This is a genomic window from Streptomyces sp. LUP47B (assembly GCF_001746295.1).
In the GTDB taxonomy this organism is placed as follows: domain Bacteria; phylum Actinomycetota; class Actinomycetes; order Streptomycetales; family Streptomycetaceae; genus Streptomyces.
In genome coordinates, this window is record NZ_MJAH01000018.1 from 62,121 (window position 1) to 74,401 (window position 12,281).

At 70.1% G+C, this 12,281-nt stretch carries 13 protein-coding genes; 9 read left to right on the forward strand and 4 right to left on the reverse strand.

Going from position 1 to position 12,281, the window contains the following annotated elements:
- Positions 1-3: 3 nt before the first annotated feature.
- From BFN33_RS39970 to BFN33_RS39985, 4 genes are all read right to left on the reverse strand, one after another.
- Positions 4-1,362: a cytochrome P450 gene (locus BFN33_RS39970; RefSeq protein ID WP_069765118.1), complete on the reverse strand. Its 1,359-nt coding sequence runs from the start codon at positions 1,360-1,362 to the stop codon at positions 4-6.
- A complete protein-coding gene (locus BFN33_RS39975) occupies positions 1,359-1,559 on the reverse strand; it encodes a ferredoxin (RefSeq protein ID WP_069765119.1) in 201 nt (66 codons plus the stop codon). Before BFN33_RS39975 ends, BFN33_RS39970 begins: the two co-directional genes overlap by 4 nt.
- A gap of 61 nt (positions 1,560-1,620) precedes the next feature.
- The gene (locus BFN33_RS39980; RefSeq protein ID WP_069765120.1) at positions 1,621-2,481 is read right to left on the reverse strand and encodes a mycofactocin-coupled SDR family oxidoreductase; all 861 of its coding nucleotides are present in this window, start codon (positions 2,479-2,481) and stop codon (positions 1,621-1,623) included.
- 97 nt (positions 2,482-2,578) lie between these two features.
- Entirely contained in the window at positions 2,579-3,112 is a 534-nt protein-coding gene (locus BFN33_RS39985) for an NAD(P)-binding domain-containing protein (RefSeq protein ID WP_069765121.1), read from the reverse strand.
- A 209-nt stretch (positions 3,113-3,321) separates the two neighbouring features.
- Between BFN33_RS39985 and BFN33_RS39990 the strand changes: the two genes are divergently transcribed.
- From BFN33_RS39990 to BFN33_RS40030, 9 genes are all read left to right on the forward strand, one after another.
- Positions 3,322-4,083, forward strand: coding sequence for an SDR family NAD(P)-dependent oxidoreductase (locus BFN33_RS39990; protein ID WP_218109068.1), 762 nt, complete (start codon positions 3,322-3,324; stop codon positions 4,081-4,083).
- Between the two features lies 1 nt (position 4,084).
- The gene (locus BFN33_RS39995) at positions 4,085-5,536 is read left to right on the forward strand and encodes an aldehyde dehydrogenase (RefSeq protein WP_069765123.1); all 1,452 of its coding nucleotides are present in this window, start codon (positions 4,085-4,087) and stop codon (positions 5,534-5,536) included.
- Positions 5,537-5,565: 29 nt separating this feature from the next.
- Complete coding sequence (locus BFN33_RS40000) at positions 5,566-5,994, forward strand: carboxymuconolactone decarboxylase family protein (protein WP_069765221.1); 429 nt, start codon at positions 5,566-5,568, stop codon at positions 5,992-5,994.
- The gene (locus BFN33_RS40005) at positions 5,991-6,890 is read left to right on the forward strand and encodes an NAD(P)-dependent oxidoreductase (RefSeq protein WP_069765124.1); all 900 of its coding nucleotides are present in this window, start codon (positions 5,991-5,993) and stop codon (positions 6,888-6,890) included. The genes BFN33_RS40000 and BFN33_RS40005 overlap by 4 nt, the downstream gene beginning before the upstream one ends.
- 89 nt (positions 6,891-6,979) lie before the next feature.
- The gene (locus tag BFN33_RS40010; RefSeq protein ID WP_069765222.1) at positions 6,980-8,191 is read left to right on the forward strand and encodes a CaiB/BaiF CoA-transferase family protein; all 1,212 of its coding nucleotides are present in this window, start codon (positions 6,980-6,982) and stop codon (positions 8,189-8,191) included.
- A 101-nt stretch (positions 8,192-8,292) separates the two neighbouring features.
- Positions 8,293-9,570, forward strand: a complete 1,278-nt coding sequence (locus BFN33_RS40015) for an aromatic ring-hydroxylating dioxygenase subunit alpha (RefSeq protein WP_069765125.1) — start codon at positions 8,293-8,295, stop codon at positions 9,568-9,570.
- Positions 9,571-9,603: 33 nt separating this feature from the next.
- Positions 9,604-9,942, forward strand: a complete 339-nt coding sequence (locus BFN33_RS40020; RefSeq protein ID WP_069765126.1) for a hypothetical protein — start codon at positions 9,604-9,606, stop codon at positions 9,940-9,942.
- A gap of 2 nt (positions 9,943-9,944) precedes the next feature.
- Positions 9,945-11,189, forward strand: coding sequence for an amidohydrolase family protein (locus BFN33_RS40025; protein ID WP_069765127.1), 1,245 nt, complete (start codon positions 9,945-9,947; stop codon positions 11,187-11,189).
- A 119-nt stretch (positions 11,190-11,308) separates the two neighbouring features.
- A complete protein-coding gene (locus BFN33_RS40030) occupies positions 11,309-12,193 on the forward strand; it encodes a TetR/AcrR family transcriptional regulator (RefSeq protein ID WP_069765128.1) in 885 nt (294 codons plus the stop codon).
- Positions 12,194-12,281: the final 88 nt, after the last annotated feature.

Consider the following 12,281-nt stretch of genomic DNA (forward strand, 5'->3'; position numbering starts at 1 on the left):
TCCTCAACCGCCCAGTTCCGCACGGGAATTGCGTCCGGTGACCGGCTCCGCGAGCCGCTGCTCGTCGCACGCCTTCTGCAGCCGTTCCAGTGTCTCGTCGAGCCCCGGACCGAGCCGCTCGCCCGGTGCGAAGGTGGCGGGCAGATGCCGCATCCCGTTGATGACCCCGATCGTCTCGTAGTGCACGGTGCCGTCCGGGTCGCATACGTAGTCGGGCATGCGGTCGAGCACGGCGAGCAGCATCCGCTTGAACACCGTCCGTGCCACGTTCGATCCGATGCAGCGGTGGATCCCGAGTCCGAAGCTGTTGTGCCGGTTGTGCTTGCGGGCCAGGTCGATGTGGTGCGGGTCGGGGAACTGGGCCGGGTCGCGGTTGGCCATCGACCAGGACAGCCACACCCGGTCGCTCTCCTTGAACTCGGTGCCCGCGAGCGCACAGTCCTGCGAGACGGTGCGGCCGTCCCCGACCGCCGGTGTGAAGAAGCGCAGGAATTCCTCGGTCGCCGGGTCGAGCAGCGTCGCGCGCTCGGCGCTGAGCCGCTCGCGTTCCTTCGGGTTCTGTGACAGCCACTCCAGCGCGTGGGCGGTCAGTGCGGTCGTCGTGTCGAAGCCGCCGCCGATCAACAGCGCGACCACCCCGATGAGTTCCATCTCGTCCGGCTTCTTGCCGTTGATCTCCGCCTTCACCAGGGCGTCGATCAGGCCCGGTCGCGGCTGCTCGCGTACGGACGCGATCTGCTGCGCGATGTCCCGCATCATCGCCATGTGCAGTTCGATGACCCGCGGCATGTCCGGGGAGTCGGGCGGCGTGTAGACGCCGGCGTGGGCGGGCTCGTTGTAGATGGTCCAGTGTTTGAGCGGAATGCCCAGCATGGCCAGCGTGAGCACCGCCGGCACGACGTTGGCCAGGTCGTCGATCAGGTCGATTCGGCCCTGCTCGATCTGCTCGTCCAGGCAGGCGCGCACCACCTCGTCGAGGAAGGGGATCCAGCGCTGGACGGCGGCGGGGGAGAGGTACGGGTTGAGGGCCTGGCGGTAGTGGCGCTGCTCGGGCGGGTCCATCTCCAGGAAGCCGCCGCGAAAGCCCCGGGCGCGCGTCGGGGCGGGAATGCTGATGCCCTGGTAGCCGGTGCCGTCGCCCGTGACGTCATGGTCGTTGGAGAGATACTCGGCCGCCCGTGCGAACTCGAACAGTTCGTTGTTGCCGCTGACCACCCAGTGCCCGCCGTGGGTGTCGGACCAGGCCACCGGACAGCGGCTCTGCATCTCCTCGGTGATCGCCTCGAACCGCTCGCGGTAGCTCGGGGCGTGGCGGTCGAAGGCGTAGACGGGCTTCTTGCGTTCCTCGCGTTCCTCGCTCATCGGTCTCCCCATACCGTGATGGCGCGCTCGGGGCAGGAGTGCGCGGCCTCGCTCGCCGGCTCCTCCTGGTCGGCCGGTACGTCCTCGTGGACGGCCGACGAGTGGCCGTCCACCTCATCGAGCCGGAACACCTTGGGCGCGACCATGGCGCACAGGGTGTGGCCCTGGCAGCGCTCGGGATCCACGCGCACCTTCACGGCCTCTCTCCTTTCGTACGGGTACATGGGAGTCGTACGGGTGCGGGGCGGGCCCGGGGGTTCAGCGGCGCCAGTCGTGCCACTTGAGGTAGCCGCCGGCGTCCACGCGCAGCTGCGTGCCGGTGATGTAGCGCGCCTCGTCGGAGGCGAGGAACAGCACCGCGTTGCTGATGTCGAGCGGCTCCACGTACGGGACGGGCATCGCCTGCTGCACCGCGAAGGAGGGCTCGGCGTCCGCCCGCGTGGGGTTCTCCAGATCCGGGCGGAACGAGCGGTACATGGGCTCGCTCTGCAGCATCGGAGTGTCGCAGTTCGTCGGGTGGACCACATTGGCCCGCTGCTTCAAGGGGGCCAGGTTGCGGGCGAGTTCGTGGATGTACTCCGACAGCGCCCGCTTGGCGAACGCGTAGCCGGCGCCGCCCGGATTCGATCCCGGCTCGGCGACGATGCCGTGGTCCATCAGGGCCGCGGTCGAGCCGGTGGCGATGACGGAGGCGCCCTCGCGCAGCTGGGGCAGGGCGGCCTGGATGGCGTTGATCGTGCCGATGAGGTCGACGTCGACGGCGTCGCACCAGGCTTGGAGCTTCGGCTCCCCGCGCAGCGGCGCGATACCGGCCTGGGCGACCACGATGTCGAGTCCGCCCAACTCGGCCACCCCGCGCTGCACGGCCTCGCGCATGTCGGCCATGCTGCGCACGTCCGACTGGAGCGCGACGACCCGGCGGCCCTGCGCCTCGACCAGGCGCACGGTCTCCTTGAGGTCGTCGGGCGCGGCCATCTTGTAGCCGACGGTCTCGTAGTCGCGGCACAGGTCCACCGCGATGATGTCGGCGCCCTCTTCGGCGAGCCGCACGGCGTGGCTGCGGCCCTGGCCGCGGGCCGCTCCGGTGATGAACGCGACCTTGCCCTCAACACGTCCCATGAGCGGTGTCCCTTTGGTGTCGTAGTGACTGCTTGCTGTGAGTCGTACGGATGGCCACGTCCAACAGGCCCGGATCGTTGCCGAACGCCAGTGCCGTTTAGTCCACCCCGAGCCGTACGGTCTCGGCGAGCGGGCCCAACTGGGCAGCGGACAGCGCGTTGTCGAGCGGACCCACGTGAAGCACCGGATCCGTGTATGCCTCCAGCGCGGGCAGTGCGTGGCCTACGGTGCCGTCCGCGCCGCCGGAGAAGAGCGTGCGGCATCCCGCCGCGATGTCGTGCGTGCTGCCGCTCAGGGGGGTCCACCACCCTGGCACCTTGGGCGGCGATCGCCTCGACCGTGGCGGGACTGCCCGCGGTGTGCACGACGACCGCGTCGGCGCCAGGGCGTCGAGCAGGGGCGTCGCGAGGCACACTTCGCGGACCTGATCGTCACTGAACACGCACGCCAGGACCGCTTCGGAGTTCTCGGCGGCCTCTCGGATGCCGCTTGGGACTCCGGGTGCGGCCCGGGCGATGCGGCTGCGCTCCGCAGGCGTGCGCCCCAGTGCCCTCACCTCGTGCCCGGTCGCCGTGAGGGGCTGCACCATCGGCAGCCCCACGCGTCCGGCACCGATGAATCCCAGGCGCACAAGAATCTCCCTTCCGGTGACGAGAATCGTAATCTCGCCGCTTGTCGACGCGGAACCCCTCGGTCATCGGATTCTTCACTGGACTCTGCGGTTGGGTTGTTTCGGGTGATCGGAGTCATTGCTGCCGACCCCAGAGAATCGTATTCTCGCAACGAGGAAGCGTTCGTACCGCCTGAGGGTCGACGCCCACGACACACCAAGGAGCCCGCGTGCACGCAGCAACTCGACACAAGGTGGCGGTCGTTACGGGCGCCGCCTCGGGGATCGGCCTGGCCGTCGCCCAGCGCCTCGCCCGCGACGGGGCTGCCGTGGCCCTGCTCGACCTCGACGCCGAAGCGGTCGAAGCGGCTGCGGCCAAGGTGCGCGCCGACGGCGGAACGGCGCTCGCGGTACGGGTGGACGTAGCCGTCCGTGCAAGCATCGACGCCGCGTACGCGCAGGTCCGCGAACAGCTCGGCCCGATCGCGATCCTCGTCAACTCGGCCGGGATCGACGGCTTCAAGCGGTTCCTGAACATCACCGCCGAGCAGTGGGAACGGATCCTCGCGGTCAACCTCACCGGCACCTTCCACTGCTGCCAGGCTGCGGTTCCCGACATGCTCGACGCCGGCTGGGGCCGGATCGTGAACATCTCCTCCTCCAGCGCCCAGGGCGGCCAGCCGCTCATGACCCACTACGTGGCGTCGAAGGCCGGCGTCATCGGCTTCACCAAGGCCCTCGCGCTCGAACTCGGCCCCGAGGGCATCACCGTCAACACCATCCCGCCCGGCTTCATCGACACCCCGATGTCGCGGCGCAGTGAGGAGAAGGGGCTGCTCGGCGACACCATCGAGAGCCACGCGGCCCGCACCCCGGTGCGACGTGCGGGTCTGCCCGAGGACATCGCGGCGGCCTGCGCGTACCTGGTGAGCGAGGAGGCGGGGTACGTCACCGGTCAGGTCATAGGCGTCAACGGCGGGCGGAACACCTGACATGAGTGCATCCGCGCCCCCGCGGGCGACGGTCCGTCACGACCACTGGATCGACGGGAAACCGCGCGGACCCTCCAGCGGCAGATACCTGCCGACACTCCGGCCGGCCACCCGCGAGCCGGGTGACGAGGTCGCGGCCGGCGGCCCCGACGACGTGGACCGCGCCGTGGCCGCGGCCCGCGCCGCGTACCGCGCGTGGGCCGCCCTGCCCGCAGCCGACCGCTCCTCGGCCCTGCACGGCGTCGCGGACGCGATCGCGGCACACACCGGCGAGCTGACCGCCCTGGAACGGGCCTGTACGGGCAAGACGGACGCTCAACTGCGTCTGGAGACCGAGATGTCGGCGGCGTACTTCCGCTACTACGCGGGGGCGCTGCACGCCCACCACGGCCGGACCATCGATCAGGGCGCGGGCGCCCTCACGTACACCCGGCTCGAACCGTACGGCGTCATCGCGGTCATCACTCCCTGGAACCTGCCGCTCAACCAGGCCTGCCGCGCGCTCGCCCCGGCCCTCGCGGCGGGCAACGCCGTGGTGGTCAAACCGTCGGAGCTGACGTCGGCCTCGACGGTGTGCCTGGCGCGGATCGCGAGCGAGGCGGGCCTGCCCGACGGGCTGCTCAACGTGGTGACCGGGACAGGCCACGAGGTGGGCACCCCGCTGGCGCTGCACCCCGAGGTGCGCCGCGTCGCGTTCACCGGCTCCGTGCCCACCGGTCGGCAGCTGGCGACCGTGGCCGCCGACCGCCTGATCCCGCTCACCCTCGAACTCGGCGGCAAGTCACCACTGGTGGTCTTCGCCGACGCCGACCTGGAGCGCGCGGCTGCCGCCGCCGTGAATGCCGTCGCCGCGAACGCCGGACAAGTGTGTTCGGCCACGACGCGGCTGCTCGTCGAGTCCTCCGTACACGACCCCTTCGTACGTGAGGTCGCCGCACGGCTCGAACGCCTCGAACCGGCAAGGGACTTCGGCCCGATCATCACCGAGGCCCAGTACGCCAAGGTCCTCGACCACTTCGACCGCGCCCGCGAGGCGGACTGCCGTCCACTGACAGGCGGCGGAGCGTACGAGGACGGGCCGCCCGCCGGCGGTCTGTACATCCGGCCGACCCTCTACGCCCACGTGCCCCGCGATCTGCCGCTCGCCCGCGAAGAGATCTTCGGACCGGTCCTCGTCACCATGCCGTTCACCGACGAGGCCCACGCACTGGCTCTGGCCGACGACACCGCGTACGGGCTGGTCGCCTCCATATGGAGCGGCGACACCGCCCGCGGACTGCGCCTCGCCGAGCGGATCCAGGCGGGCCAAGTCACCGTCAACGGCGGACCGTTGACCATCGAGACCCCCTTCGGCGGCTACAAGCAGAGCGGCTACGGCCGGGAGAAGGGTCTCGAAGCACTGCACGAGTACGCGCAGGTCAAGACGGTCAGCCTCGCGCTGGGCAGTTCATGAACCGAACCGTCACCGACCCGGGAGATCTCATGCCACAGGCTGACCAGCCCACTCCTTCGCCACCGGCGGCCCCGCTTCTGGAGGCCGCCCGAGCGTTGCGCCGGGCCATGCTCGGCGACGCGTACGTCGATGCCAACGCGGCCCCCGCGGGCACCGTCGCCGCGGATTTCCAGGACTACATCACCACCGTCGCCTGGGGCGCATGGGCCAGAGGCGGTGCGCTGAGCCCGCGCGACCGCAGCCTGCTGGTGCTCGCCATGACGGCTGCGACGGGGCGCATGGAGGAGTTCCGTCTGCACGCCTCCGTACGGGAGCGGACCGGTGTCACGGACGAGGAGCTGGACGAACTGCTCTTCCAGATCGCGGGCTACTGTGGGGCGCCCGCAGGACTGGCCGCACGGCGTGCCCTCAAAGATGTACGGGACGTGCAGGACGGGCGAGAGGCGCCCGGGGTATGAGCACGGTCGGGTTCATCGGGCTGGGCAACATGGGCGGCGCCCTCGCCGCCAACCTGGTGCAACGGGGTCACGGCGTCGTGGCGTACGACACCGCCGGAGCCGGCGGACTGCCGTCCGGCGCGGCGATGACGTCCGGTGTCGAGGAGGTGGCCCGCCGCTGCGACGTGATGGTGCTCAGCCTCCCCGACGGGGCGGCCTGCGAGAAGGTCGCTCGTGAGATCGCGACGGCCGCCGGGCGGCGCGCCACCCACGTCGTCGACACGTCCACCATCGGTGTCGCGGCCGCCCGCAGCGTCGCCGACCTGCTCGCCGAGGCCGGTGTCGGCTATGTGGACGCACCGGTCTCGGGCGGCGTAGCGGGGGCCCGCGCCCGCACCCTCATGGTCATGTACGCGGGCGGCGACGAGGCGTGCGCCCGCGTCGAGCCGGTCCTGGACGGTCTGAGCGACCGGCGCCGACGGGTGGGGGACCGCCCGGGGCTGGCGCAGGCGCTGAAGCTCGCGAACAACTTCCTCTCCGCGACCGCCCTGTGTGCGACCAGCGAGGCCGTCGCCTTCGCCTGCTCGGTCGGACTCGACATGGCCACGGTCCTCGAGGTCCTCAACACGTCGAGCGGTCGGTCGGCGGCCACCGCCGACAAATTCCCGCACCACGTGCTGACCGGGGGATATGCCTCCGGGTTCGCCAACACGCTGATGGCGAAGGACGTGGCGCTCTACCTGGAGGCCGTCACCGGTCAGGGCGGCGGGGGTGCCGGGCGGATCGGCCCGGTCACCGGCCGGGTGTGGGACGACTTCGCGACCGCCGAGCCGGGCGCCGACTTCACCCGGATCTATCCGTACACCGCACGGGCCCACCAGGAAGCTCTCCACGACAGCGCGGAGGAATGCCCATGACGACATCCGCAGCAGGCGACCGGGGCGCCGCGCAGGTGACAGAGGGCCTGGGTACCACGTCCGCGACAGACGGCGGGCACCCCCCGCCCGTGACGGACGGACCTCTCACCGGCGTGCGTGTTCTCGAACTCGGCAGCTTCGTCGCAGGACCCTTCGCGGGGCAGCTCCTCGCGGACCTCGGGGCCGAGGTCATCAAGATCGAGGCCCCCGGTGCCGGTGACCCGATGCGCCGCTGGGGAGTCCTGCTGGAGGGCCGCAGCATCTGGTGGTCGGCGCTCGCGCGCAACAAGCGTCTGGTCGCCCTCGACCTGAGGCGTCCGGAGGGCCGGGAGGCGGCCCGCCGTGTCGCTCTCACCTGCGATGTGGTCCTGGAGAACTTCACGCCCGGCCGGATGGAGGAATGGGGTCTGGGATACGAGGAGTTGAGCCGGGAGCGGCCCGCCCTGGTCATGACCCGGGTCTCCGGATTCGGCCAGACGGGGCCGCGCGCGGGCGATCCCGGCTTCGGAAGTATCGGCGAGGCGATGGGCGGACTGCGCGAACTGACCGGATCGCCCGACCGCCCGCCGGCCCGCGCCGCGCTGTCGATGGGCGACCAGCTCTCCGGAATGTTCGCTGCGTTCGGCACCCTTGCCGCGCTGCGGCAGGCCGAACGCGACGGCCGGGGCCAGGTGGTCGATGTCGCCCTGTACGAGGCGGTGTTCGCGCTGTCGGAATCCCTGATCGCCGACTACGAACTCTCCGGCCAGGTCCGTACCCGCTCGGGCGGCACCCTCCCGGGCTCGGCCCCGTCCAACGCCTACCCCACGGCCGACGGCCGTCTGATGATCGTGGCGGCCAACGCCGACCCCATCTTCGTACGTCTGGCGAAGGCCATGGAACGGCCTGAACTTGCTGACGACGAGCGCTACTCCACGCACGTGGCGCGCGGCGCGCACATGGCCGAGCTCGACGAGCTGATCGGCGCGTGGACCGGCACCCTCGACCATGGTGACCTGGACGAGCTGCTCACCGCGGCCGCCGTGCCGCACGGCTTGGTCTACCGGGCTCCGGACATGGTCACCGACCCCCAGTACCTGGCTCGGCAGATGATCCAGCGCGTCCACGACACCGACCTCGGCCGCGAGGTCGCCATGGCCGGCGTGGTGCCGCGCCTGACCCGCACGCCGGGCCGGATCCGGTGGGCGGGAGCGCAGGTGGGCGCCCACACCCGGGACGTCCTGACCGAAGTGGGCTACCGGCAGACGGAGTTGACTGCGTGGGCGCGGACCGGTGTGGTCTCCGGGCCCGGCTGCGAGTGACAGACCAGAGGTGATCGCGGAAAATGAGAACGACATTCTCTTCAGGCGGTAGCTCTGTTATCGTCGGCCTGTCGGAACGACGAGCGTGAGGACGGAACCCCATGCCGCACTTCCCCAAGCCCGAGGCGGGCAGCTGGACCGAGCACTTCAAGATCGGCACCGAGCCGCTCTCGTTCGAGGACTCGATCTCGCCGGAGTTCTACGAGCAGGAGCGTGAGGCGATCTTCAAGAAGACCTGGCTGAACGTCGGCCGGGTCGAGCAGCTGCCGAAGAAGGGCAGCTACTTCACCAAGGAGCTGGACGCCGCCGGCGCCTCGGTCATCATCGTGCGCGGCACGGACGAGGAGATCCGCGCGTTCCACAACGTCTGCCGCCACCGCGGCAACAAGCTGGTGTGGAACGACTTCCCGCGCGAGGAGACCAGCGGCACCTGCCGTCAGTTCACCTGCAAGTACCACGCCTGGCGCTACGGCCTCGACGGCAAGCTGGCCTTCGTGCAGCAGGAAGGCGAGTTCTTCGACCTCGACAAGGGCGACTACGGACTCGTCGGCGTCCAGTGCGAGGTGTGGGAGGGTTTCGTCTTCGTCAACCTCGACCCGGAGAACACCACCGAACTGCGGGACTTTCTCGGTAAGTTCGGATCCGGCATCGAGGGCTACCCGTTCGACAGGCTGACCCAGGTGCACAAGTACCGCGCCGAGATCGGCTCCAACTGGAAACTGTTCATCGACGCGTTCGCCGAGTTCTATCACGCGCCGATCCTGCACGGCGGCCAGTACATGGCCGAGGAACGCGCCAAGATCCAGAAGTACGGGTACGAGGCACTCGCGTACGACATCGACGGCCCGCACAGCATGGTCTCCTCCTGGGGAGGCATCGCGCCGCCGCTGGACCGCAAGATGGTCAAGCCCATCGAAGCGGCGCTGCACAGCGGTCTGTTCGGGCCCTGGGACGCACCGGACATCGGCGTGGCCACCGAGGACCTGCCGCCCGCGGTCAACCCGACCCGCGACAAGCGCTGGGGCATGGACTCCTTCGTCTTCTTCCCCAACTTCATGCTGCTGATCTGGCGTCCCAACTGGGTTCTCACGTACCACTACTGGCCGACCTCGTACAACACGCACATCTTCGAGGGCACCGCCTACTTCGTACCGCCGAAGAACGCTTTCGAGCGGCTGCAGCAGGAGCTGGCCGTCGTCTCCTTCAAGGAGTACGGGCTGCAGGACGGCAACACCCTCGAAGCGACCCAGACGATGCTGCAGTCCCGGGCGGCCCTCGACTTCCCGCTCAACGACCAGGAAGTACTCCTACGGCATCTGCACCACACGGCGATGCGGTACGTGAACGATCACGAGGCGAGCACGGCCGACGCGTCCTGACAGCAGCCGACGACCCCCCGGGAGACACCGATCATGGCGCAGACCTTCCCGCCCGAATTCGCCGCGCTCGAGCCCTTCGCCGACTGGGCGATCCCGACCGAGCGCGCCCGTTACGCCAAGCGCATCGCCTCCACCATGGAGGAGCTCGACGCCTTCTACAGCGTGGCGTTCCCGCTCCTGCGGGACGGCACGGCCTACCTGGAGCAGGTCGACATGACCGAGCCGGAGAATCTCTCCGAACAGGACAAGCACCTGCTGTGGGCGTTCTGCGCGCTGGTGACCGTCGCCTTCCCCGTGGAGGCCTGGCGCCAGCCGAGGGTTCCCGACTCGGGCGCCTCCAGTATCGACGCCGTCCTCGAACCGGCGGTGTAGGCATGGACCGGCCCCGCACGCCGTCGCCTCCCGTGCTCCTGCGCGCAGCCCGGCTGCTCGACATCGAGAAGGGGGAGTACGTCACCGAGGGCTCGGTCCTCGTCGAGGGTGAACGGATCACCGCGATCGGCGCCGACTCCCTGCCGGAGAACACGGTCGTACGCGACCTCGGCGATGTGACCTTGCTGCCAGGTCTGATGGACATGGAGGTGGACCTGGTCCTGGGCGGGGCCGACCACCGCAGCCCGCTCATCCCGGTCCAGGAGGACCCGGCCGTGCGGACCCTGCGCGCCGCGGCCAACGCCCGCCGGACCCTGCGCTCCGGTTTCACCACCGTCCGCAACCTCGGACTGTTCGTGCAGACCGGCGGCATCCTCCTCGACGTGGCCCTGAAGAAGGCCATCGACCTGGGGTGGGTGGAGGGCCCGCGGATCGTGCCTGCCGGGCATGCGATCACGCCCACCGGCGGCCACCTCGACCCCACCATGTTCCAGGCCCTGGCCCCGCACGTCATGCCGCTCACCGTCGAGGAGGGAATCGCCAACGGCGTCGACGAGGTCCGCAAGGCCGTCCGCTACCAGCTCAAGTACGGCGCCCGCGTCATCAAGGTCTGCGCTTCCAACGGCGTGATGTCGCACACCGGACCGGCCGGCGCCCAGCAGTACTCCGACGAGGAACTGCGCGCCATCGTGGACGAGGCCCACCGCGCTGGCGTCAAGGTCGCCGCCCACTGCATGGGTGACCGGGCCATCCGCGCCGCCCTGGACGCGGGCATCGACTGCATCGAGCACGGCTTCCTCGCGAGCGACGAGACCTTGGACCTGATGGCGGCACGGGGCACGTTCCTCGTCGCCACCACCTGCCTGACCGAGGCCATGGATCTGACGCACGCCGCTCCCGAACTGCAGGCCAAGGCCGCCGAGGTCTTTCCGCTCGCCCGCGCCACCACCTCGCGTGCCATCGCCCGAGGGGTGCGCGTGGCCCTGGGCACCGACGCTCCCGCCATCCCGCACGGCCGCGGATCGAAGGAGCTGATCGCCCTGGTGGACCGGGGGATGACGCCGCTCCAGGCGCTACGGGCGGCCACGGTCGTAGCCGCCGATCTCATCGACGCCGGGGACCGCGGACGGCTCGAACCCGGACTGCTCGCCGACATCGTGGCTGTCGCGGGTGACCCGCTCTCCGACATCGCGGTGACCGGTGACGTCCGGTTCGTGATGAAAGGCGGGCAGGTGTACCGGGACTGATGCGCGGCCCCCACCGCGAAGACAGCCCGGACATAAGGGAGAACCTAGTTTCTGCACACTGTGGGCGAGTGTACTGGTGAGGGAGAGGCGCGATCTCGCCCGTGCGCTAGGCTTGGGCCATGACCACGAGCGATCCGGCGCCGGAGCCCTTTTCCACCGAGACCACCGCCAGCTGGCGTGAGCTGGCCGTCGCGCGGTCCGTCGATCCCGCGCGGGTGCGGGCCGAGAAGCGCGTGCAGCGCTTTCTCGACGCGGCCCTCGAGCTGCTGAGCGGGGAGTCCGGCAAGGACTTCACGGTGCAGGAAGTGGTCAAGAAGTCCGGCCAGTCCCTGCGGAGTTTCTACCAGTACTTCGCCGGTAAGCACGAGCTGTTGCTCGCCCTGTTCGAGGAGTCGGTTTCCTCCACAACGGTCCGGCTGCGGGACGCGCTGGAGGAGATCGACGATCCTCTGGAGCGTCTGCACCGCTTCACCGTCGATTACTACCGGCTGTGCCGGCCGATCGCCACGGCCCCCAAGGAGCGCAGGGCGGCGACACTCGGCATGGCCGAGTTCGCCCAGCAGTTGATGACCGAGCACCCCAAGGAGGCGGCGCGCGCCTTCGGGCCCATCAACGCCCTCCTCGTCGAACTGCTCGAGGCGGCGGCCGCCTCCGGTGCCGTGCGTCAGGACCTGGACCTCCGTCGCGTCGCCGGGACGGTGCTGCAGGCGACCATGTTCAGCTCCTTCGCCGTGACCATCGGCGGCCTGCACGCCGGGGACGACACAGCCGCCGAGGCCGAGGCGCTGTGGGAGCTGCTGTTCGGCGGGCTCACGGCCGAGGGCCGCAGCGCGGTGAAGGCGCCGGCCAAGGCCACCGCGAAGAGCACGGCGCCTGCGAAGCGGGCGCCCGCGGCCAAGAAGGCCCCGGCGAAGAAGACGGCCACGACCACGAAGACCGCCGTGAAGAAGGCACCGGCCAAGAAGCCGACGACCGCGCGCACAGCCGAGCGAACGGCCGACTGACCTCGTTATCACCACGGCGCATCACATCAGCCCCGCGTGTACGCACCAGCGTCCGCGCGGGGCTTTCGCGTTGTCGGCGGCGTGCACC